Genomic DNA, 21,132 nt, shown 5'->3' on the forward strand with positions numbered 1-21,132 from the left:
AATCCTACAGCTCCTCCTCCAGGCGCTGCACCAGCGTCCGCAGGATCCTGATCCGCCCGTAGTACTTGTTCTCGCTCTCCACGAGGGTCCAGGGGGCGATCTCGGTGCTGGTGCGGTCGAGCATGTCGCAGATGGCGCTTTCGTAGGCGGGCCACTTCTCCCGGTTGCGCCAGTCCTCCTCGGTGATCTTGAAGCGCTTGAAGGGCGTGGCCTGGCGCTCCTCGAAGCGGCGCAGCTGCTCCTCCTGGCTGATGGACAGCCAGAACTTCAGCAGGATGCTGCGACTCCTCACGATCTGGTCCTCGAAGTCGTTGATCTCGCTGTAGGCCCGCTGCCAGTCCGCCTCGGAGCAGAACCCCTCGACCCGCTCCACCAGCACGCGGCCGTACCAGCTGCGATCGAAGAACATGACGCGGCCGCGCCGCGGGAGGTTGCGCCAGAAGCGCCAGAGGTAGGGCTGGGCCCGCTCCTCCTCGGTGGGGGCCGCCACGGGCTGGATGCGATAGGTGCGGGCGTCGAGGGCCTGGGTGATGCGGCGGATGCTGCCGCCCTTCCCGGCCGCATCCACGCCTTCGAAGACCATCACGACCGAGTGCTTCCCGAAGTTGCGGTGGCGCGTGAGCAGATTCAGCTTCCCCTGGAGGGTGAGCAGCTCCTCCTCGTAGTCCTTCTTGTCCATGCGCTTCGTGAGGTCCAGGGCCTTGAGGATGTTCACGCCATCCAGGTCGATGGCCGGCTTGGGCGGGGCCGCGGCGGGCCTGGGGGCGGGGTTGTCCAGCCGGGCGCGGAGCCGCTCCAGCAGGAGCTTCCCCACGGTGAGCTTCTGATAGCGGGGGTCCGTGGCCTCCACCACGATCCAGGGGGAGTCCGCCGTGCTGGTGGAGCGCAGCGCCCGCTCCGCCACCTGGCGGAAGGTGTCGTACATCTCGAAGTGCTTCCAGTCCCGGGGCGTCACCCGCCAGCGGGTCTTGGGATCCTTCTCCAGGCTCTTCAGCCGCTTCTTCTGCGTGTCCTTGCCCAGGTGCATCCAGAACTTCAGCACAAGGGCGCCCTCGTGGATGAGCATCTGCTCGAAGCGCGCCACCCGGGCCATGTCCTGGTCCAGGTCCGAGGTCTTGATGCGGCCATGGGCCCGCTCGAGGATGGGCCACGTGTACCAGGAGCCGTCGAAGATGCCGATCTTCCCCTTGGGCGGCAGCATGCGCCAGTAGCGCCACATGTGGGGCCGCTCCCGCTCCTCGTCCGAGGGCTCGTCCAGGCCGTGGGTCTGGATGTGGCGGGGGTCCATCCACTCGTTCAGGGTGTTGACCGTCTCGCTCTTGCCCGAGCCGTCCACGCCCGCCACCAGGATGACCACGGGGAATTTCGCGGCGGCCAGATCGTACTGGGCGTCCAGGAGGGCCTCGCGGAGCGCCGGGACCTCCTTCTCCCAGACCTCCTTGGCGACCTTGTGGCCGAGTTCCGCGGATTCGAACATGGGTCCTCCGGGATGGATGTGCCGCTTTTTCGGCGGGAAAGCCACGATAGCTGATTTCCGCGTCCAGCCTCCGTGGAATGATGGGACCCATGGTTTCCGTCACCGATCCCATCCAGCCCGCCATCGCCCACGCGAAGCGCATCCTCTTCCAGCCCTTCAGCGCCCGGAAGTGGTTCGTGCTGGGGTTCTCCGCCTTCCTGGCCCACCTGGGCGGCGGCGGCGGCTCCTTCAACTACAACGGCAATCCCTTCGACCACTCCTCTCCCGGCGCCCAGCCGGACTTCAGCCCCGTCACCAGCTGGATCTCCGAGCACCTGCCCCTGGTCATCGCCCTCGCCGTGGTGTTCTTCGTCCTCATGCTCGCCCTGGCCGTGCTGTTCCAGTGGCTCAGCAGCCGCGGCCAGCTCATGTTCCTGGATGGCGTGGTCCGGGACCGGGCCGAGATCGTGGAGCCCTGGAACCGCCTGCGGCACCTGGGCGATGACCTCTTCCGGTTCCGCCTGATGCTCCTGCTCGCGACCCTGGCCCTGTTCATCGTCTGCGGGGGCCTGGGGGCCCTCATCGCCCTGCCCGACATCCATGCCCGCACCTTCGGGGGCGCCGCCCTGGCCGGCGTGCTGGTGGGCTGCGGGCTCCTGATCCTCGGGGTCCTCGTCCTCAGCCTCGTCGGCGCGCTGCTCCACGACTTCGTGGTGCCCATCATGTACCACCGTGACCTGCGCGTGCCCGCCGCCTGGCAGGTGCTGCGCCGGGAGCTGCTGCCCGGCCATGGCTGGCACTTCGTGGGGTACTACCTGATGGGCTTCCTGCTGGGCATCGGCGCGGCCATTCTCATGCTGCTCGCCTGCTGTCTCACCTGCTGCGTCGCCATGCTCCCCTACATCAGCTCCGTGGTCTTCCTGCCCCTCTTCGTCTTCTTCCGCTGCTACTCCCTGGAGTTCCTGGCGCAGTTCGGGGACGAGTGGCGGATCATCCAGGTGCCGGAACCCGTCGTCGAGCCCTAGTATTCATTCGCCAGATCCCCGGCCCGCACCTGCTTTTCGAAGGGCTGGAACACCGGCGCGCCGGCGGTCTGGGCGATCCACTCGGCCACGCGGGTGCCATCCACGGCGGCGGAGGTGATGCCGCCCGCGAAACCCGCGCCCTCGCCGCAGGGATAGAGGCCCGGGTGCGACACGGACTGTCCGTCCTCGCCCCGCAGCAGCTGGATGGGGCTGCTGGTGCGGCTTTCGATGGCCAGCAGGATGGCCTCGCGGCTGGCGAAGCCGTGGATCTTCTTGTCGAAGGTGGGCAGCGCGCCCGCCAGCTGCTCCCGCACGAAGTCCGGCAGGCAGGTCTGCAGGTCCGCCGCCACGGCGAAGGGACGGAAGCTGGTGCGAGGCAGTTTCCCCGTGGCGCGGCCCCTGAGGAAGTCCTGCACGGCCATGGCGGGCGCGCCGTAGGTCTCACCGGCGGCGCGGAAGGCGGCCTGTTCCCACTTGCGCTGGAAGTACATGCCCCCCAGCAGGTGGTCGCTGCCGAAATCCGCCGTGTTCACCTTGGCCACCAGGCCCGAGTTCGCAAAGCCCGAATCGCGTTTCTCGTTGCTCATGCCGTTCACCACCACGCCGCCGGCCTCGCTGCTGCACTGGATCACTTCGCCGCCGGGGCACATGCAGAAGCTGTAGGCGGCGCGGTTCAGGCCGAAGTTGCAGACCAGCTTGTAGTCCGCGGCGGGCAGCGAGGGGTGGCCTGTGCTGGGCCCGTACTGGGAGCGGTCGATGAGGTCCTGGGGGTGCTCCACCCGCACGCCCATGGCGAAGGGCTTCTGGCGCATGGCCACGCCGTGCCGGTGCAGCATCTCGAAGGTGTCCCGGGCGCTGTGGCCCGGCGCCAGCACCAGGGCTTCGCAGGGCAGCTCCTCGCCGCTGGCCAGCACGGCCGCGCGGACGCGCCCCTGCTCGTCGAAGCGCACATCCGCCAGCCGGGCATGGAAGCGGTACTGGGCGCCCCGGGCTTCGGCCGACCTGCGGATCAGCACCGCGCAGCGGCGGATGACATCCGTGCCCACGTGGGGCTTGGCGAGGTAGAGAATGCGTGGATTGGCGCCGAAGCGCACGAAGGCGTCCAGCACGTACCGCGTGGCGGGGTGCCCGATGCGCGTGGTGAGCTTGCCATCGCTGAAGGTGCCGGCGCCGCCTTCGCCGAACTGGGCGTTGGCCTCGGGATCCAGCACCGCGTCCTTCCACAACCCGGCGATGGCCTTCACCCGCTCGCCCATGGCGGGACCCCGCTCCAGCACGATGGGCTCGAGGCCGTAGTCCAGCAGGCGCAGCGCGCAGAAGGTGCCGGCGGGACCGCTGCCCACCACGACGACCCTCGGACGGCGCGGTAGCTGCGCCACCGCGTAGGGCGCCGGGACCGGCGCCAGGTCCAGCTTCAGGCCACCGGGCAGCGGGCCCAGCTCAAGGAGGCGGTCCGACTCGAAGCTGAGGGCCGTGAGGAAACGGATGGCCCCCTTGTGGCGGGCGTCCAGGCTGCGGCGCTCCAGGGTCACGGCGCGGTAGTCCTTGGGCGATCCACCCAGGGTGTGGGCCAACGGAACCGCCAGGTCCAGCGCCTCCTCGCCCAGGTTCAACGGCAGGTTGGAGAGCAGGTAGCGCATGGTCGCCTCGGCGGGTGGAGTCCACGGGACTCAAAGCCAGAGGACAGCTTAGCTCTCCAATGGGCCCGGATCTAGTTGTGGAAGCCCACCAGTTCCACATCGAACACCAGCATGCCGGCGGGCATGCCGGCCTGGCCACGGTAGGCCCGCTTTTCGGGGATCCAGAACCGGCGCCGCTCGCCCGCGACCATGAGCTGCAGGCCTTCGACCCAGCCTTCGATGGTGTCCTTCAGCTGCAGCGATACCGAGGCGCCCTTGGGAATCGAGGTGTCGAAGAGCTTCCCATCCGTGGTCCAGCCAGTGTAGTGCACCGACACCCAGCTGGCGCGGGTCGGGTGGGCCTGGCCCGTGCCGGGCCTGAGGATCTTGAAGGCCACGCCGGAGCGGAGCACCTGCGCATCCGGACCAGGCGCCGCCACGTCCGCCGGGGCCTGGCTGGGAGGAGGGAGGATTTCCAGCAGTTCCAGATCCATGACCACGGCGCCGGCGGGCCTGCCCTTGGCACCGGCGAAGGCCAGGGGCTCGGGGATCCAGAGCTGGCGCCGCTCGCCGATGGTCATGGTGGTCAGGCTCTCCCGCATGCCCGGCATGATCCGCTCCATGCTGAGGCAGAGCGCTTCACCGTCGGCGCGGGTGTCCGCGAAGGTCTTCCCTTCGGCATCCCGTCCGGTGAAGTGCACCCGCACGAAATCCTTCAGGCCAGGGCGGGAGCCCTCGCGTCCGGCGTGGATCACCTGGTAGGCCAGCCCGCTTGGGGTCCGGGTGGCGTCCGCCGGGGGCACCCCCTGGTCGGCGGGGGCGGCCTGGATCATCAGGGCGGCGGGCAGGCAAAGCAGTGGGAGCAGGCGCATGGTGGGGTTCCCGGGGTTGGGCGGTGGCCAAACGCCCATTTTCCCCAGGCCTGGATGTCATGGCCAGATTCGAGTCCCGAATCCCAGCGGACAGCCCTGAAAGAAAGCCCGGGATGATTTATGTCTAGATGTATACTTAGACACGGAGCGACGCCCATGGAACCGAATCTGAAGAGAGTGGTGGTGGCCGGGGGCACGGGTCTGGTGGGACGCCAGCTGGTCCGGGCCCTGATCGACTTGGGTGTCCGGGTGCAGGTGCTCACCCGGAAACCCCTCACCCTCCATGTGCCGGCCGGGGCCTCCGCCCACGGCTGGGACGAGCTGCCCAGCCTGTTGGAGGGCGCCGATGCCGTGATCAACCTGGCGGGCGAAGGCATCGCCGACCGGCGCTGGTCCCCCGCCCGCAAGCAGGCCATCCGCCAGAGCCGCCTGGACGCCACCCGTCAGCTCGTCTCCGCCATGAAGGCCTGCGCCCAGGCCCCCTCGGCCCTGGTGAACGCCTCGGCCATCGGCTACTACATCCCCAAGGGCGCCGTTCCCATCACCGAAACCGGGGCCCCCGGTTCGGGGTTCCTGGCCGAGGTCTGCCAGGCCTGGGAGGCGGAGGCCCAGGCGGCCACGGCCCTGGGCGTCCGCGTGGCGTGCATCCGCATCGGGGTGGTCCTCGCCGAGGAGGGTGGCGCGCTTCCGAAGATGGCCATACCCATTCGCTGGTTCCAGGGCTGCAAGCTGGGCGCCGGCACGCAGGGCCTGAGCTGGATCCACGAGGCGGACCTCGTGGCCATGCTCATCGAGGCGGCCCGCAACCCCACCTGGGAAGGCGCCTTCAACGGCACCGCGCCCGAGCCCCTCAGCAACCTGGCCTTCACGCAGCGTCTGGCCCAGCGGCTCCACCGGCCCCTGCTGCCCGTGCCCGGCTTCCTCACCACCCTGGCCACGAAGCTGCTCTTGGGCGAGATGGCGGAGGCGCTGCTGCTCCAGGGTGCCTTCGTGCTGCCCGCCCGCGCCCAGGCCCTGGGCTTCACCTTCCGCTTCCCCACGGCCGAGGCCGCCTTGAAGGATCTGCTGTGAGAGAAGAGGTCTTCATCGCCGTCCAGGACCTTCCGACGCCGCGCCGCGAGGTCTTCGCGTTCTTCTCCGATCCCGCCAACCTGGAGGCCCTCACGCCCCCCTGGCTGAACTTCGAGGTCCTGACGCCAAGGCCGCTGCCCCAAGGCGAAGGTGCCCTGTTCGACTACCGCATCCGGGTGCGCGGCCTTCCCATCCGCTGGCGCACGCTCATCGAGACCTTCATCCCCGGCGAGCGCTTCGTGGATCGCCAGATTGCCGGGCCCTACGCCATCTGGCACCACACGCACCGCTTCGAGGACCTGCCCGATGGCGGCACCCGGATGACCGATCAGGTGCGCTACCGCGTGGGCTGGGGGTTCATCGGCCACCTCGTCACCGCCCTGTGGGTGCGGAAGGATGTGGCCAAGATCTTCGCCTACCGGAAGCAGGTGCTGGCAGAGCGGTTCAAGCCCGCTCCAGCCCCCCGAACCGCGCCATGATGCGCTTATCACCCCCCTGGTCGAAGCGCACGGTATAGGTCAGGCCATCGCCACGCCCCGATGCGGCGAGGATGGTGCCGGCGCCAAACCGGGCGCTCCTCACGCGGGTACCGGCCGGGAAGGCGCTGGGGTCTTCCTTCTCGGCAGGCTCGGGGCGCATGCCGCCGTCGGAGTCGCCGGGAGGAACCGGCGCCTCCTTCACCCGATCGAAGAAGCTGCGGATCCGCTGCAGCTCGGTGGCCACGGAGGCCCCACCGGCGCCCCGGCTGAAGGAGCTGCCGGGCCGCACGCCCTCGCCAGCCTGGTAGAGCTCGGTGCCCCAGCGGATGGGCGCCGTCAGGGCCGCAGCCGGGAGCTCGCGGAGGAAGCGGCTGGGCATGGACAGCATCTCCGTGCCCATGATGCGGCGGCGGCGGGCGGCACTGAGCGTGAGGCGCCGCTGGGCGCGGGTGATGGCCACGTAGAACAGGCGGCGCTCCTCCTCCAGGCCCTCCGGTGTCTCCCGGGCGTTGCGGTTGGGGAAGACGTCCTCCTCCATGCCGATCACGAAGACATAGGGGAACTCCAGGCCCTTGGCGCAGTGGATGGTCATGAGGCTGAGCTGGGCGGCCTCCTCGATCTGGTCGGTATCCGCGGCGAGGGTGATCCGGTCCAGGAACTCCGACAGGCGGAGGCCCAGCGACTCGGATTCGGCGGCGGCGCTGAGGAACTCCTCCAGGTTGCGGATGCGCCCCTCGGCCTCCAGCGTGGCCTCATCCTCGAGGCTCTGGAGGTAGCCGCTCTCCTGGAGCACCCACTTCACCAGGCCGGCGAGCCCCTGCGCCTCGCGCTCCGTTCCGGCGCGGTGGAACAGGTCCAGGAACTTGCCCAGCTCCCGCTGGGCGCGGCCCTTGAGCTCGCCAGCGCGCAGCAGCACGGCCAATCCTTCGAGGGGCGTCCCGCCCTCGGGGATGGCGCCCTCGATCTTGCCGAGGGTGGTGGGACCCACGCCCCGGCTGGGCGCGTTCACGCACCGGCGGAAGCTCACCAGGTCGAAGGGGTTCGAGATGAGCCGCAGGTACGAGATGAGGTCCTTCACCTCCTGGCGCTCGTAGAACTTCACGCCGCCCACCAGGCGGTAGGCCAGGTTCTGGGCGCGCAGCGCCTCTTCCATCTGCCGGGACTGCCAGTTGGCGCGGTAGAGCACGGCGACCTTGGCCTCGTGGTCCAGGTAGCGCAGCTCCTGGATGCGCTGCACCACCCACTCGGACTCCAGCCGCCCTTCGTCCGAGAGCTTGAACTGGATGGACTCGCCCTCGCCCAGGTCCGTGACGAGCGCGCCCTTGCCCTCCACGCGCTGGGCGTTGTTGGCAATCACCTCGGAGGCCGCGTCCAGGATCTTCTTCGTGGAGCGGTAGTTCTGCAGCAGCTCGATGCGCACGGCCTCGGGGAAGTCCTGCTGGAAGTCCAGGATGTTGCGGATGTCTGCGCCACGCCAGCCATAGATCGACTGGTCCTCATCACCGACCACGCACAGGTTGTGGTGCCGTCGCGCCAGGTGCTGCACCAGCAGGTACTGGGCGCGGTTGGTGTCCTGGTACTCGTCCACCAGGATGAACTTGAAGCGCTCGCCATAGACCGACTGCATCACCGGATCGCGGAAGAGGCGCTCGGTCCAGAGCAGCAGGTCGTCGAAGTCGCAGGCCCGGTGGTTCTTCAGGCCCTTCTGGTAGAGGTCGTAGGCATCCAGCACCTTGCGGGTCCACGGATCCAGGGCCTCCTCCCGGGCCTCTTCCGGCAGCAGGCAGCGGTTCTTGAAGTCGCTGATGATCTCGAGGACCTTCTTGGGGTGGAACTGCTTCTCCGGCAGCTTCAGCTCGGCCAGCACCTGCTTGACGAGGCTCTTCTGGTCGGCGGGGTCGAAGATGACGAAGTCGCGGCCCACGGGCGTCCGCTCCCCCTCGCGGCGCAGGATGCGCGTGCAGAAGCTGTGGAAGGTGCTCACCCACAACTGGGCGGCGGGCACGGACACCAGCCGCTGCACCCGCTCCCGCATCTCCTCGGCGGCCTTGTTCGTGAAGGTCATGGCGAGGATCGAGCCGGGGTGCACGCCCTCCTCCTCGACGAGCCAGGCGATGCGCCGGGTGATCACCGTGGTCTTGCCAGAGCCCGCCCCGGCGAGGATCAGGAGGGGGCCATGGGCATGGCGCACCGCCTCCCGTTGGGGGGCGTTCAGATTTCGCAGGAGGGGATGGTCGATCGGTTCGGAGGCGGGGCCGGGCATTGCTCCATGCTACTTGGTGGCTCGCCTCATGGCGTGATGACCTTGTCCCGCTCCGCCTTGCGGAGCACTTCCCGGACGAGGAGCAGCGCCTCGGCTTCGGCGATCCGCTTCTTGAAGGGTGGCATCACCACCCCGAAGAAGATGCCCTTCCGGATCGTCTTCGCCATCATGGCGTCGCTTTCCCTGGCCATTTTCTGCTTGTCCGTGAAGTCCATGCCAGGCAGGCGCTTCCCCTCCGGGCTCCGGGCCGACCCGTCGGCTCCGTGGCATTTCACGCAGTTGTAGGCGTAGAAGGCCTTCAGCTCCCTGCCGGACCTGACCGGTGCCTCGGCCCGCAACCCCAGGTGCGGCGGCATGGCCAGATACAGGATCAGGATGGTCCGCCGCATGGTCACCTCAATTGTGCGCTGAACCATCCACTATGGGGCCGATCCCGCGACGGGGAACCGGAATCAAGAGCGCTTTCTCGCCGCCAGGGGCCGGATGATCTCCGCCACCAGGCGGCGCCCCTCGGCTTCGGACAGTTGCCGCCGGAAGCCCGGCATGGCGCCGCGCCCCTTGAGGATGGACGCCACGAGGCCCGCCTCCTCCTGCTTGGCCAGCCAGCGGGGGTCCGCCAGATTGCGTCCGCCCAGCCGGGCGCCGGTCACGCCCCGGCCCGTCCCCTCCGGGCCGTGGCAGACCGCACAGCGCTCCTGGAAGAAGGCCTTCAGGTCCCGGACCTCCGCGGTCAGGGGCAGCGTGGAGAACGCCAGCAGCAGCACGGCGGCACGGGAAATCATGGGTCGAACCTACCATGTCCCGCGGTCTCTCGTTAGGCTGGACCCACGCGCCCGTGGCGGAATGGCAGACGCCGCGGACTTAAAATCCGCTGCCCGCAAGGGCGTGCCGGTTCGAGTCCGGCCGGGCGCACCAGGGCCAATATCGGGGGGACGGCTATGTTTTGAACCGCCCCATGAGGTCCGCCAGGCCTTCGGCGGTGCGCGAGAGCTGCTCGGTGGTCGCGGCGTTGCTGTCCACTGTTCCCGACAGCTGCACGCTGGCGCTGGCGTTCTGGACGGCCTGCTGGGCCCCGAGCTCCACCTGCTTGGCGACCTCTTCGCTGGCCTTGGCCTGCTCACCCGAGGCGGCCTCGATCTGGGTGGACATGGCGGCCACCTCGGAGATGTGGTCGCGGATGGTCTCCAGGGCCTGGACCGCATCCTGGACCGTGGCCTTGCCCTGCGTCACCGCCCGATTGCTGCCTTCGATGAGCTGGGCGATCTCCCGGGCGGAGGCGTCGCTGCGTTCGGCCAGCTTCCGCACTTCCTCGGCGACCACTGCGAAGCCCTTGCCCAGTGAGCCTGCCGTGGCGGCCTCGATGGCGGCGTTCAGGGAGAGCAGGTTCGTCTGCCGGGCGATGTCCTGGATCACCTGGACGGCCTCGACCATCTGCCCCGTGGCCTCCTCCACGCGGTCCATGGCCTTGATGGCGGCCTGGCCCGATGCGTTGGCGTCCTGGGCCGTCCTGGAGGCCTCCATGGCGCGGTGGTGGCTGGTCTGGACGTGGTCGGCCACTTCCCGGACCGAGGCGGACAGCTCGGTGATGGCAGAGGCCATGCGGTCCGTGGAGGTGCGCTGGGAATCGGCGTTGCGGGCCAGCTCCCGGCTGGTGCTGGCGATCTCGTGGGTCGCCGTGGCGATCTCGCTGCTGTTCTGCTGGACCCGCATGGCGTCGAAGCGGATGCGGTTGATGGTGGTCTTCAGGTAGGCCTGCATCCCGCGCAGCGTGGCCATGAGGCTGGTCCGGTCGCCGGGCCGCGTGGGGATGTCCATGCGGAGGTTGCCTTCGGCCAGGGCCCTGGCCAGCTCGAGGGCGACCTTGGGATCCCCCCCCAGCTGATGGTCCAGCACCTGCACCAGCTTGCCGAACACCAGCAGTCCTGCGGTGACTCCGATGACCGTGCCGACCCCCAGGACCCAGAGGCTGAGACCCGCCCGGCTGGAGATGGTGCTCAGCCGCGACTCCACATCCTTGACTTCCCCATCCCGCAACTTCGCCATGTGATCGGTGAGCTTGTCAGACGCCTTGTCAAAGGCCTCCATGACCCGGTTGCCCTCGGCCAGGCCCTGGTTCTGGTAGGCGGCGACCATGGTCTTGCCCGTGTCGTGGAGGGCATCGAAGTCCCGGTTGAGCTCGTCCAGCTCCTTCAGGTTGGTCACGTCCCTCACGGCGATCTTCCGGAAGGCCTGCTCGGCCTTGTGGAAGGCCCCGGCGGCCTTGGCGGCCTCCTGCATGGATTCGGCCCGCCTGGTGAGGGCTGCGTCGGTGAGGGCCTGCTGGATCTGCACGGTCTGGAGGGCCATCTCCTCGGCCAGCAGCGTCGTCGGAAGGTATTCCGCCTTGACTGAGGCGGCCTCGACCTGGGTCGTGGTGAAAGCGAAGAAGCTGATGGCGGCCATGACGAAGAAGACGGCCAGAACGGAGGCGGCCGCCGCCCACACGCGGTTGCGGAAGCCCATGTCGGGGAAGGGGATCCAGACCTTCCGCTCGGGGTCCTCCATGGGCTGGCCGGCGTTGGCCCTGGCGTACATGCGCTCGGCGTCGGCGATCTGGCTGGCCGTCGGCTTGCTGCGGATGGAGACGTACCCGACGGTCTGGCCGTTCTCCACGATGGGCGTCACGTTGGCGTCCACCCAGTAGAAGTCCCCGCTCTTGCAGCGGTTCTTGACCAGGCCCTGCCAGGGCTTCCCCGCCTTGATGGTGCGCCACAGATCCTCGAAGGCCGCCGGGGGCATGTCGGGATGGCGGACGACGTTCTGCGGTTGCCCGATCAGCTCGTCCCGGGTGAACCCGCTGATCCGGATGAACTCCTCGTTCCCGTAGGTGATCACGCCCCGCAGGTCTGTGGTGGAGACGATGTAGGCGCCTTCTTCCAGGCGGCGTTCCACCTTGGTGACCGGCTGATTGACGCGCATGGGGACTCCCGGGCAAGGCCCGATCCCGACGCACGGTCGAGGCCGACGGCCATGGCTCCTGCTTCGGCGTCTGGCGACGAGTCTTGATTTTGGGGGTACCCGGTTATCGGCCACACTCAGCCGGGAAAGCGTTTAACCGCGAATGCCGCGAATCGCCCTCCGGGCGCGCGAATGGCGACCAGACTTGCTTCCGCCTCCGCTCACGGGGCGGATTCGCCGGCTCCTGAAGGTCGGCGGCCCCGCCCCGTGAGCGGCCAGCCACGCTTGCCGTGGCTGGGGGCCAAAGGCCCAGGCTGCCTGTCCCCGCAGCATTCGCGGCCATCCGCGGCATTCGCGGTTCCAAGTCTTGTCCAGCCAGCTTCAGGCTGAGACTCACCGATAATCGGGTGGGGGTATTAGGGAAGCTGCTTCAGCAGCGGGATCAGGATCCCGTTGAACCGCTTCCAGCCGGACAGGTCGCCGTGGATCAGGCGCCGGACCTTGACCCAGTCATCCTCGGCCGCCGCCTTGGGGACGCCCTTCAGCATGAAATCGTAGGCCAGGATCCGCGCAGCCACCGCAGGGTCCAGGGCCAGGTCCGGCTGCTCCACGAGGTCCGCGCCCACCAGCTTGCCGAAGCGCGCGTACTCGGAGCGCCCGACGAGGGGGACGAAGCCCCGGCCGCAGTACCGGGGGCCGTCCCCCGGCTCGAGGTTGCCGAGGCTGCGGTCGAATTCGTACATCCGGCGGAAATAGGCCTCGGTCCCGGCCTCCTTCTCGGGCGCGAACAGGTAGCTCTCGGTGCCGATGCTGGCGATGGCCGCAACCTCCACCGCGGGCTCCAGGATCTTCAGGCTCCCAAGTGCCTCGATGACCAGGGGCCAGTGGGCCTCCACGTTCGCCCGGGGCGCGTGGAGGATGGTCGCGATGGCGTCCGCCGTGAAGGGCATGGCTGGCTCCCGGGGGGCTGGCTGCGTGCGTGAAAGACGGGGAGGGCCAATCTACCACGGGGCCGGTCATCATGTCGGCATGGACCTCCACCGGTTGCACCTGGACGGCGCGGAAGCCGTGATCGCCCGCCACGGCGCAGAGCTGCAGGCGCTGCGGCTCGGCGAGGCAGACCTGCTGTGGAACGCCGGCCCGCTCTGGCCCCGCCATGCGCCCCTGCTCTTCCCGGTCGTGGGCGGTTTGAAAGGAGACCTCCTGCGCCACAGAGGCGAGGTCCATCCGATGCCCAGACACGGCTTCGCCCGGGACCGCGACTTCTCCTGGCTGGAACGCACACCCACCCGCTGCGTCCTGGAATTGCGGGATGACGGGCGCACCCGGGAGGCTTACCCCTTCGCGTTCCGTCTGGTCGTATGCTACGCGCTGGCGACCGCGGGCCTCCGCATGGAACTGGAACTGCACAACCCGGCGGACGCGCCCCTCCCGGCGAGCCTGGGGCTCCATCCAGCCTTCCGCTGGCCCCTCGTCCCGGGCCTTTCCAAGGCCGCACATCGGCTCGTCTTCGAGGCGGACGAGCCCGGCCCGCTGCGACGCCTGGATGGCCGGGGGCTCCTCGGCCCGGGGGATCACCCCACGCCCATCCGCGGAGGCGAACTGGCGCTGCATGAAGACCTGTTCCTCGAGGACGCCCTAATCTTCCTGCAGCCCCGCAGCCGCAGCCTCCGCTTCGAAGCCAGGGGCGGTCCCTCCCTGGCCATCAGCTGGGAGGGCTTCCCGCACCTCGGCGTGTGGGCCAAGCCGGATCCCGGTCCCTCCTTCCTCTGCATCGAGCCCTGGGCGGGCTACGCGGATCCCGCAGACTGGACGGGCGAATTCGACGAAAAGCCGGGCGTCTTCCCCATCGCCCCCGGGGGGTCACGCAGGTGGTCCTTCTCCGCATCACTGGGCGGAAAAACCTAGACCAGCTCCGCGCCCAGGAAATGGGGACTCGCCAGGGTGACCCTGGCCTGCACCAGCTCGCCGAAGGGCAGCACGCGGCCGGGACCGGCCTGCAGGTGGATGGTCTTCCACTCGCCGCTGCGGGCCAGCCACCAGCCCTGCTCGTTGGGCTCGTGGGTCTCCACCCGCACCGGGATCTCCCGGCCCAGGAAGCGCGCGTTGCTGGCCCGCGTGAGCTCGGTCTGCCGCTGCTGCAGCCGCGTCAGCCGGGCGGACTTCACAGCCGGGGGCAGGTCGTCCTTGAGACGCAGGGATGGCGTGCCGGGCCTCGGCGAGTAGATGAAGCTGAAGGAGGCGTCGAAGGCCACCTCGTCGAGCACGCGCATCGTGGCCTCGAAGTCCTCCTCGGTCTCGCCCGGGAACCCCACGATGAAGTCGGTGCTGAGGGCGATGCGGGCCCGGCCCTCGCCCAGGTAGCCCAGCCGCTCCAGGTACTCGGCCACGGAGTATTCCCGCAGCATCCGCTTGAGGACCCGGTCACTGCCGCTCTGCAGGGGCAGGTGCAGGAAGGGCGCCACCTTGGGGTTCGAGACGAGGACCTGGGCCAGCTCCCGGGTGAAGTTCATGGGATGGCTGGTGGTGAAGCGGATCCACTCCAGGCCATCCACCTCGGAGACACGCTCCAGCAGGTCGGCGAAGGTGCAGCCGCCGGCATAGCTGTTCACGTTCTGGCCCAGCAGCTCCACCTCGCGGTAGCCCCGCTCCACCAGCCCCCGCACCTCGGCCAGCACATCGCCGAAGGGGCGGTGCCGCTCGGCGCCCCGGGTCGTGGGCACGATGCAGTAGGTGCAGGCGTGGTTGCAGCCTTCGGTGATGGTGACCAGGGCCTTGGCCGTGTCCCGGCGGCGGGTCACGGCGGGCGGGAACAGGTGGTTGTCCGGATATTCGCCCGCATCCATCACGCGGGCCTTGCCTGCCTGGGCTTCGGCCACCAGCCGCGGCAGCTGCTTCAGGGCCATGGTGCCCAGCACGAAGTCGATGTGGGGGGCCCGCTTGAAGAGGGCGGCCTGCTCCTGCTGGGCCAGGCAGCCCGTCACGCCCACCAGCAACGGGCGCCGCTGCTTTTCCTCCCGGAGGCGGCCCAGCTCCGAATAGACCTTGTGCACGGCCTTTTCGCGGATGGAGCAGGTGTTCAGCAGCACCAGCTCAGCCTCCTCCGTGGAGTCGACCTCCTCGAAACCATCGGCCGACAGGAGCCCCGACAGCTTCTCGCCGTCGTGGTCGTTCATCTGGCAGCCCCAGGTCTGGATATGGAATTTCATCGCCCCGTCCGAATCCTCCATTCTAACGGCCGGCCAGAACAATGCCATCAGACGGGCTTTCAGCGCAGGGCGTAGACGGTCCCATCGGTGCTGCCCACGAACACCATGCCCTCGGTGACGACCGGCGAGGAGAGGATCGAACCCAGGCTGAACATGCGGTCGAGGCCGATGACCATGCCATCCAGGGTGCCGTCGGGATAGAGGGCCGAGCCGATCATGCGGCCCTCCGCGTCCAGGTACTTCTTCCCGTTCTGCCTGCAGCCCTCGGTCTGGAAGTCGGCCACTGCCGCGCCCGTGTCGCGGTCCACCAGGTGCAGCCAGCCGTCCGAGGTCCCGAAGAGGATCCGGTTCCCGGCGATGGCCGGCGAGGAGAAGGACACGGCCTTCATGGGCTGGTCGTAGACCGGCCTGCCCGTGGCGGCCTCCAGCGCCTTGAAGCGCTGGCCGTCCGAAGTGGGGAAGTACACCCGCCCGCCCTGCACCGCGGGCGAGGCGATGACCCAGCCCTTGTGGTTGTCGTGCTTCCACAGCAGGGTCCCCTTGGCGGCATCCAGGGCATAGAAATGGCCGTCCCGGCACCCGAAGAAGACCCGCCCCTCGGCCACGGCCGCAGAGCCGGCGATGCCCACCTGGTTGTGGAGTTCGGGATCATCGCCGGTCTGGAAAGTCCACCGGATGGCGCCGGTCCCGGCATCAAGGGCGTAGAACGTGCGATCGAAGCTCCCGACGTACACCCGGCCCCCTGACACCGCAGGGCTGGCATGCACCACCCCGCCGGTCTTCACCTTCCAGCGGAGCGTCCCCGTTGCCGCGTCCAGCGCGTAGACATGCTGGTCCCCGCTGCCCACGAACACGAGCCCCTCCGCGACTGCGGGGGAGGAGAGGAACACATCGAAGGGATCCGGCATCAGCTCGGTCCGGGGCTGTGCGCCATGGATGCCAGGAGCGGTGAACCGGCGTTCCCCTTCTGTGCGGAAGGTCCAGGCGGACTTGCCCGTGGCCGCGTCCACCCCGTGGATGAGCCCATCCAGGCTGCTGAAGATGACGCGCCCGGCGGCGACGGCCGGAGAGGCGGCGATGGCGCCCCCGGCCTGGAAGTGCCATTTCAACGCACCGGTCTTCGCATCCAGGGCGTACAGGCGGTGATCGGCGCTCCCGACATACAGGACGCCCTCGGACACCACGGGCGACGAGACCACCTTGGCGCCGGTCCGGAAGGTCCAGGCGGTGGTGGCCAGGGTGGGGGGCGGGGCGACATAGACTCCCGTGTGGGCCGCATCGCCCCGGAACATGGCCGGCACGGACGCCTCGAGCCCCATGGCCGTCAGAGCCACCGAGGCCAGGCGCAGGAAGAGGGAGAGCCGAGTGCGCGTCATGGTGCACCTCCGGCTCCAACCTACATCGCCCCCCGGGGCCCGCAGGTCCCGCCCGGGGCGAGCCGAGCGGCTCGAGGGGTGGGTGGCGCCGCAGCCTAGGAGGCGGCGGGCCGCTCCATGCGGACGACCAGTCCGCCGGGCGTCTCGAGGATGGAGAGGCCCAGGCGCTCGCCCGTGTCCCTCAGCCAAAGGGAAGGCAGGTTCTTGGGGGCGTCCGGCGGCAGCTCCGGACGCAGCGCGACCGGCAGCGGGGCATCGCCCACCCAGGTCAGGGTCCAGGCCTCAGGCGAAGCCGAGGCCTCCACGCGGAGGGGACCCGGGGCGGCCCAGGGGAGGATCTGGCGCGTGAAGGCCGCGGCCCAGTCCTGCAGCAGGGGCGCCGGCCAGTGGGTCCCGTCGGCCCCGGCATCGACCAGTTCGATGGGACACCGGAAGAGGGCGGCCATGGACTCCAGCCGCTGTTCAAGTCCGGCCTTCCACTCACCCCAGGCCGCCAGGCCGGCGTCCGGATGCCGCCCCAGGGCCAGTGCCCGGGCCATGGCGATGAGCGTCTTCCCGTCTCCGAGCGTGGTCTCGAGGCGCATCCGGTTCCGGGCGTCCAGGGGCAGCCGCGGGTCGCTGAGGTCCAACACGCCCTGGAGACCCGCCAGGAGATTGTTGAAGTCGTGCAGCGTCGCCCGCCACAGATCTTCCGTAGTCATGCTGCCCCCGTTCGCACAAAACCCTTGAATAAAGTTACCTTGGAGACGAACCTCTGTGCAGCAATGATGAACCCCACGGGACCCAAACATGCAGCAACCGATCAAGCGTCTGGGTGAACTGCTCGTGGAGGGCGGGCTCATCACGCCTGCGCAGCTCCAGAGCGCCATCACGCACCAGAAGATCGCCCGTGGACGCCTCGGCAGCAACCTGGTGGCGCTGGGCTACATCTCCGAGGAAGTGCTCATGGACTTCCTCAGCCACCAGACCGGCGTGCCGCAGATGGACGTGCGCAACCTCGAGGTGCCCGCGCAGGTCCTCAAGCTGGTCCCCCATCGCCTCGCGGATCAGTTCACCGTCCTGCCCATCACCACCCAGGAACCGAAGTCCCTGGTGCTGGCCATGTCCGATCCGTCGGACCTCAACGCCATCGACAGCGCGCGCTTCGCCTCCGGCCTCCACATCCAGCCCGTGGTGGCCTCGCACAGCGCACTGAGGAAGGCCATCTCCGATCTCTACCGCCGCCTCGAGGCACCGGTCGAGGCCCTGACCGTGGAGCTCGGAAAGGACCAGAGCCAGGATGACGCGCTGCCCGTCACCTTCACCCTGTCACCCCTGGCGGTTCCCACGCCCCCGCCGCCGCCGCCGCTGGCCTTCCCCAAGGATCCCTTTTTCGACGGCCCCGCCGCGCCCACCCAGCCGGTCAACATCGACCCCTTCGGCCTCTTCGATCCGACCGTTCCTCCGACGCGTCCGGCCCCTCCCCCCAGCCCGCCGGTCAACCCCGAGCTCGTGCACAGCCGCACCCTGAGCCAGAGTGTGCGGCGGCTGGAGACCTACCAGACCCGCAGTCTCGTGCTGGGCCTCATCAGGCTCTTCCAGCGCCGCGGCGTGATCGGCGAGGATGAGCTCCAGCGGCTCCTGGCCAACCTCATCGAAGCCGGCGAGATCAAGGACGACGACAAGGTCGGCTAGTTGTCGACTTTGAGGATCGCCAGGAAACCTCGCCTCGCCGTGTCCCGGCTCGGAGCAGGGCTTTGTGCCCTGCCCGCTCGCCACTCGGCTGAGGCTCAGCCTGCGGGATCTCCACGTTGCCGATGGATCTGACTCGGCCCTCCACCGGACGCAGGGCCACCGGCCCTGCTCCCACTCGCTACGCTCGCGGCGGTGGAGCCTCCCTGGGCCTCGCCCCTGCGGGGTCATGCGCTGCGCGCACGGTCGGCCTTCGCTCCATCTAACGCACGCTCCGCGTGCTCCCACTCGGCTCACGCCTCGTGGAGATGGAGCCTCCCTGCTTCGGCCTCATCCTATTGAAGGCGGTCCATCGGAGCCGCTTGAACCCTAGTTGTCGACTTTGAGGATCGCCAGGAAGGCCTCCTGCGGGATCTCCACGTTGCCGATGGACTTCATTCTCTTCTTGCCCTCTTTCTGCTTGTTGAGGAGCTTCTTCTTGCGGCTGACGTCGCCGCCGTAGCACTTGGCGAGCACGTCCTTGCGGCGGGCCTTCACGTTGGTGCGGGCAATGATCTTGCTGCCAATGGCGGCCTGGATGGCCACGTCGAACATCTGCTGGTGGATGACTTCCTTCATCTTCTGGCAGAGGGCGAGGCCCAGGGCCTGGCTCTTGCCCCGGTGCACCAGGATGGACAGCGCGTCCACGGGCTCGGCGTTCACCAGGATGTCCATCTTCACCAGGTCGGATTCGGTGTAGTGCTTCATGTGGTAGTCGAAGCTGGCGTAGCCCTTGGAGGTGGACTTGAGCTTGTCGTAGAAGTCCAGCACCACTTCGTTCAGGGGCAGCTCGTAGACCAGCATCACCCGGTCCTGGCTGAGGTACTCGAGCTTCTGCTGGAGGCCGCGGCGTTCCTCGCAGAGCTTGATCAGGCCGCCCACGAAATCCGTGCGGGTGAGGATGGTGGCCTCGATGATGGGCTCCTCGATCCTGGCGATCTTCTGGAGGGGGGGCAGCTTGGTGGGATTGTCCACGGAGACCTCGGAACCGTCCGTCAGGTGCACGTGGTAGCGCACGCTGGGGGCCGTGGTGATGAGGTCCAGGTCGAATTCCCGCTCCAGGCGCTCCTGCACGATCTCCATGTGGAGCAGACCCAGGAAGCCGCAGCGGAAGCCGAAGCCCAGCGCTGTCGAAGTCTCGGGTTCGTAGGTGAAGCTGCTGTCGTTGAGCCGCAGCTTGTCCATGGCGTTGCGCAGGTTCTCGAAGTCGTCGCTGGAGGTGGGGAAGATCCCCGCGAAGACCACGGGCTGGATCTCCTTGAAGCCCTTCAGCATCTCGGTGGCGGGCTTGGTGGTCAGCGTCACCGCATGGGTGACGGTGTCGCCCACCTTCACGTCCACCAGCTGGCGGATGTTGGCCACCAGGTAGCCGACCTCGCCCACGGAGAGGCTCTCCTGCTTGTCCATCTTGGGATCGAAGATGCCGATCTCGTCCACCCGGTGTTCGCTGCCTGTGGACATGAAGCGGATCGTGTCCCCGGCCTTGATCGTGCCGTTCATCACCCGGATGAGGTTCACCACGCCGCGGTAGGCGTCGTAGTAGCAGTCGAAGACCAGGGCCTGGAGCGCGGCGTTCGGATCCCCCTGGGGCGCCGGGATGCACTTCACGATCTGCTCCAGCACCTGGTCGCAGTTCTCGCCGGTCTTGGCGCTCACGTTCACCGCGTGGGCCGTGTCCACCAGGCCGATGACCGTGTCGATCTGCTCCAGCACCCGGATGGGGTCGGAGCTGGGCAGGTCGGTCTTGTTCAGGACCGGGAAGACCTCCAGGCCGTTCTCCAGGGCCAGGTAGGTGTTGGCCAAGGTCTGGGCCTCTACGCCCTGGGTGGAGTCCACCACCAGGATGGCCCCTTCGCAGGCGGCCAGGCTGCGGCTCACCTCGTAGGTGAAGTCCACGTGGCCGGGGGTGTCGATGAGGTTCAGGGTGTAGGTCTTGCCGTCCAGCGCCGGATATTTCAAGGTCACGGCGTGGGCCTTGATGGTGATGCCGCGCTCCCGCTCCAGGTCCATGTCGTCCAGGATCTGGGCCTGCATGTCCCGGCCGGCCACGGTCTTGGTCAGCTCCAGCAGGCGATCCGCCAGGGTGGACTTGCCGTGGTCGATGTGGGCGACGATGGAGAAATTGCGGATCAGGGCTGGATCTGACACTGAGGAACCTCGAACCCACCATTGTACTGGTGCCAAGCCACGCTGTCTGCGGAGTTTTCCCAGTCTCTTACTTGATCCCTGGTTGATCCGAACCGATAGGCCCTTTACCCTCGAGATACGAGTGCAAGGAGCCAGCTTGTCCCAGTTCGCGTCCCCCATGACCATTCTGATGGTCGAGGACAATGCCCTTCAGCGACGCCAGATCGAGGCGCAGCTGCAGGCGCTGGGCCATCGGATCATGGCCGCCTCCAACGGCCAGGAGGCTCTGGACCGGATGAAGGAGTCCCTGCCCGACCTGGTCATCATGGACGCGGTCATGCCCTCCATGGATGGCTTCAAGGCCTGCGAGATGATGAAGGGGAACCCGGCCACGGCCGGCGTCCCCATCCTGGTGCTCACGGCGCTCAGCCGGGACGCCAAGGACCGCAGCTACGCGGCGGGCGCCGACGATTTCCTCCGCAAGCCCGCCAACACCATGCTCCTCCAGGTCCGGGTGCAGACCCACCTGCGGATCCGGGCCCTCACCCTGCGGGCGGGCACCCCGGCCCCGGCCCGCCCCAAGGTGCTGGTGGTGTCCGCCAGCTCGCTGGTGCGTTCCCAGGTCCAGAACCACTACGGCAAGGACCAGGCGACCTTCCTCGAGGCCCAGGGTGAGAGCCAGGCCCGCGCCCAGATCATGGCCCACCGGCCCGACCTGATGGTGCTGGACACGGAGCTGCTGGAAGGCAGCGCCCAGACGCTGGCCGTGGCCGTCCACCAGTCCGACGAGCTGAAGGACATGCCCATCCTCCTGCTCTACACCCCTGGCGAGCTGGAGACCTGGTCCCGCCTCCAGGAGCCCGTGGCCGACGCCCTCGAGAAGCCGCTGGTCGCCCCGGAGACCCGCCGCCGCGTGTCCCTGCTGGCCCGCATGGCCCACCTGCAGAAGCTCGTCCAGGCGTGACAGGATCCGCTGCGAGCCGCCCGG

18 protein-coding genes and 1 tRNA gene are annotated in these 21,132 nt (G+C 68.5%); 7 read left to right on the forward strand and 12 right to left on the reverse strand.

The annotated features are described in order from the left end of the window. Positions 1–4: 4 nt before the first annotated feature. Positions 5–1,477, reverse strand: a complete 1,473-nt coding sequence (gene pap, locus QOZ81_RS11430; protein ID WP_291206485.1) for a polyphosphate:AMP phosphotransferase — start codon at positions 1,475–1,477, stop codon at positions 5–7. An 89-nt stretch (positions 1,478–1,566) separates the two neighbouring features. On the opposite strand from pap, the gene QOZ81_RS11435 reads away from it, so the two are divergent. Next, entirely contained in the window at positions 1,567–2,481 is a 915-nt protein-coding gene (locus QOZ81_RS11435) for a DUF7544 domain-containing protein (protein ID WP_291206483.1), read from the forward strand. Here QOZ81_RS11435 and QOZ81_RS11440 read toward each other — a convergent pair. Together QOZ81_RS11440 and QOZ81_RS11445 are read right to left on the reverse strand one after the other, a co-directional pair. Continuing rightward, the gene (locus QOZ81_RS11440) at positions 2,478–4,121 is read right to left on the reverse strand and encodes an NAD(P)/FAD-dependent oxidoreductase (protein ID WP_291206481.1); all 1,644 of its coding nucleotides are present in this window, start codon (positions 4,119–4,121) and stop codon (positions 2,478–2,480) included. The genes QOZ81_RS11435 and QOZ81_RS11440 overlap by 4 nt on opposite strands. A gap of 71 nt (positions 4,122–4,192) precedes the next feature. Then, entirely contained in the window at positions 4,193–4,972 is a 780-nt protein-coding gene (locus QOZ81_RS11445) for an FKBP-type peptidyl-prolyl cis-trans isomerase (protein WP_291206480.1), read from the reverse strand. Between the two features lie 156 nt (positions 4,973–5,128). Between QOZ81_RS11445 and QOZ81_RS11450 the strand changes: the two genes are divergently transcribed. Both QOZ81_RS11450 and QOZ81_RS11455 read left to right on the forward strand, forming a co-directional pair. Beyond that, positions 5,129–6,043, forward strand: a complete 915-nt coding sequence (locus tag QOZ81_RS11450) for a TIGR01777 family oxidoreductase (RefSeq protein WP_291206479.1) — start codon at positions 5,129–5,131, stop codon at positions 6,041–6,043. Next, positions 6,040–6,522, forward strand: coding sequence for an SRPBCC family protein (locus QOZ81_RS11455; protein ID WP_291206478.1), 483 nt, complete (start codon positions 6,040–6,042; stop codon positions 6,520–6,522). Before QOZ81_RS11450 ends, QOZ81_RS11455 begins: the two co-directional genes overlap by 4 nt. Here the strand turns inward: QOZ81_RS11455 and QOZ81_RS11460 are convergent. The 3 genes from QOZ81_RS11460 to QOZ81_RS11470 all read right to left on the reverse strand — a co-directional run bounded on the left by QOZ81_RS11460 (position 6,488) and on the right by QOZ81_RS11470 (position 9,567). Next, entirely contained in the window at positions 6,488–8,785 is a 2,298-nt protein-coding gene (locus tag QOZ81_RS11460) for an ATP-dependent helicase (RefSeq protein ID WP_291206477.1), read from the reverse strand. The genes QOZ81_RS11455 and QOZ81_RS11460 overlap by 35 nt on opposite strands. 26 nt (positions 8,786–8,811) lie before the next feature. Continuing rightward, positions 8,812–9,174 carry a c-type cytochrome gene (locus QOZ81_RS11465; protein WP_291206476.1) on the reverse strand — a complete coding sequence of 121 codons (363 nt, stop codon included), beginning with the start codon at positions 9,172–9,174 and terminating at the stop codon, positions 8,812–8,814. A gap of 63 nt (positions 9,175–9,237) precedes the next feature. Then, entirely contained in the window at positions 9,238–9,567 is a 330-nt protein-coding gene (locus tag QOZ81_RS11470) for a c-type cytochrome (RefSeq protein ID WP_291206475.1), read from the reverse strand. Between the two features lie 47 nt (positions 9,568–9,614). Here QOZ81_RS11470 and QOZ81_RS11475 point away from each other — a divergent pair. Further along, positions 9,615–9,700: transfer RNA gene (locus QOZ81_RS11475), tRNA-Leu, on the forward strand. Between the two features lie 21 nt (positions 9,701–9,721). Here the strand turns inward: QOZ81_RS11475 and QOZ81_RS11480 are convergent. Together QOZ81_RS11480 and QOZ81_RS11485 are read right to left on the reverse strand one after the other, a co-directional pair. Further along, positions 9,722–11,743: a methyl-accepting chemotaxis protein gene (locus QOZ81_RS11480; RefSeq protein WP_291206474.1), complete on the reverse strand. Its 2,022-nt coding sequence runs from the start codon at positions 11,741–11,743 to the stop codon at positions 9,722–9,724. Between the two features lie 395 nt (positions 11,744–12,138). Further along, positions 12,139–12,672 (reverse strand): hypothetical protein, encoded by a 534-nt coding sequence (locus tag QOZ81_RS11485; protein WP_291206473.1) that lies wholly within the window; start codon positions 12,670–12,672, stop codon positions 12,139–12,141. Between the two features lie 79 nt (positions 12,673–12,751). Between QOZ81_RS11485 and QOZ81_RS11490 the strand changes: the two genes are divergently transcribed. Further along, complete coding sequence (locus QOZ81_RS11490; RefSeq protein WP_291206470.1) at positions 12,752–13,630, forward strand: aldose 1-epimerase family protein; 879 nt, start codon at positions 12,752–12,754, stop codon at positions 13,628–13,630. Here the strand turns inward: QOZ81_RS11490 and miaB are convergent. From miaB to QOZ81_RS11505, 3 genes are all read right to left on the reverse strand, one after another. Further along, a complete protein-coding gene (gene miaB / locus QOZ81_RS11495; protein WP_291206468.1) occupies positions 13,627–14,931 on the reverse strand; it encodes a tRNA (N6-isopentenyl adenosine(37)-C2)-methylthiotransferase MiaB in 1,305 nt (434 codons plus the stop codon). The two genes, QOZ81_RS11490 and miaB, sit on opposite strands and share 4 nt — an antisense overlap. Before the next feature lie 59 nt (positions 14,932–14,990). Then, positions 14,991–16,307: an outer membrane protein assembly factor BamB family protein gene (locus tag QOZ81_RS11500; protein ID WP_291206465.1), complete on the reverse strand. Its 1,317-nt coding sequence runs from the start codon at positions 16,305–16,307 to the stop codon at positions 14,991–14,993. A 95-nt stretch (positions 16,308–16,402) separates the two neighbouring features. Further along, positions 16,403–17,008, reverse strand: a complete 606-nt coding sequence (locus QOZ81_RS11505) for a hypothetical protein (RefSeq protein ID WP_291206462.1) — start codon at positions 17,006–17,008, stop codon at positions 16,403–16,405. Between the two features lie 88 nt (positions 17,009–17,096). Between QOZ81_RS11505 and QOZ81_RS11510 the strand changes: the two genes are divergently transcribed. After that, complete coding sequence (locus tag QOZ81_RS11510) at positions 17,097–17,981, forward strand: hypothetical protein (RefSeq protein WP_291206459.1); 885 nt, start codon at positions 17,097–17,099, stop codon at positions 17,979–17,981. A 366-nt stretch (positions 17,982–18,347) separates the two neighbouring features. On the opposite strand, the gene lepA is transcribed toward QOZ81_RS11510, so the two are convergent. Further along, positions 18,348–20,165: a translation elongation factor 4 gene (lepA, locus tag QOZ81_RS11515; protein ID WP_291206456.1), complete on the reverse strand. Its 1,818-nt coding sequence runs from the start codon at positions 20,163–20,165 to the stop codon at positions 18,348–18,350. Positions 20,166–20,301: 136 nt separating this feature from the next. Here lepA and QOZ81_RS11520 point away from each other — a divergent pair, with 136 nt between their 5' ends. Then, the gene (locus QOZ81_RS11520) at positions 20,302–21,108 is read left to right on the forward strand and encodes a response regulator (protein WP_291206453.1); all 807 of its coding nucleotides are present in this window, start codon (positions 20,302–20,304) and stop codon (positions 21,106–21,108) included. The last annotated feature ends 24 nt before the right edge of the window (positions 21,109–21,132 follow it).

Origin of the sequence: Geothrix sp. (genome assembly GCF_030219325.1) — a bacterium.
Lineage (GTDB): Bacteria > Acidobacteriota > Holophagae > Holophagales > Holophagaceae > Geothrix.

Bases quoted from the DNA above. Each gene is read 5' to 3' on its own strand.
- pap (WP_291206485.1), bottom strand. From the start codon at position 1,477: ATGTTCGAATCCGCGGAACTCGGCCACAAGGTCGCCAAGGAGGTCTGG.
- QOZ81_RS11435 (WP_291206483.1), top strand. From the start codon at position 1,567: ATGGTTTCCGTCACCGATCCCATCCAGCCCGCCATCGCCCACGCGAAG.
- QOZ81_RS11450 (WP_291206479.1), top strand. From the start codon at position 5,129: ATGGAACCGAATCTGAAGAGAGTGGTGGTGGCCGGGGGCACGGGTCTG.
- QOZ81_RS11500 (WP_291206465.1), bottom strand. From the start codon at position 16,307: ATGACGCGCACTCGGCTCTCCCTCTTCCTGCGCCTGGCCTCGGTGGCT.
- QOZ81_RS11445 (WP_291206480.1), bottom strand. From the start codon at position 4,972: ATGCGCCTGCTCCCACTGCTTTGCCTGCCCGCCGCCCTGATGATCCAG.
- QOZ81_RS11505 (WP_291206462.1), bottom strand. From the start codon at position 17,008: ATGACTACGGAAGATCTGTGGCGGGCGACGCTGCACGACTTCAACAAT.
- QOZ81_RS11510 (WP_291206459.1), top strand. From the start codon at position 17,097: ATGCAGCAACCGATCAAGCGTCTGGGTGAACTGCTCGTGGAGGGCGGG.
- QOZ81_RS11465 (WP_291206476.1), bottom strand. From the start codon at position 9,174: ATGCGGCGGACCATCCTGATCCTGTATCTGGCCATGCCGCCGCACCTG.
- QOZ81_RS11490 (WP_291206470.1), top strand. From the start codon at position 12,752: ATGGACCTCCACCGGTTGCACCTGGACGGCGCGGAAGCCGTGATCGCC.
- QOZ81_RS11440 (WP_291206481.1), bottom strand. From the start codon at position 4,121: ATGCGCTACCTGCTCTCCAACCTGCCGTTGAACCTGGGCGAGGAGGCG.
- QOZ81_RS11480 (WP_291206474.1), bottom strand. From the start codon at position 11,743: ATGCGCGTCAATCAGCCGGTCACCAAGGTGGAACGCCGCCTGGAAGAA.
- QOZ81_RS11470 (WP_291206475.1), bottom strand. From the start codon at position 9,567: ATGATTTCCCGTGCCGCCGTGCTGCTGCTGGCGTTCTCCACGCTGCCC.
- miaB (WP_291206468.1), bottom strand. From the start codon at position 14,931: ATGAAATTCCATATCCAGACCTGGGGCTGCCAGATGAACGACCACGAC.
- QOZ81_RS11485 (WP_291206473.1), bottom strand. From the start codon at position 12,672: ATGCCCTTCACGGCGGACGCCATCGCGACCATCCTCCACGCGCCCCGG.
- QOZ81_RS11460 (WP_291206477.1), bottom strand. From the start codon at position 8,785: ATGCCCGGCCCCGCCTCCGAACCGATCGACCATCCCCTCCTGCGAAAT.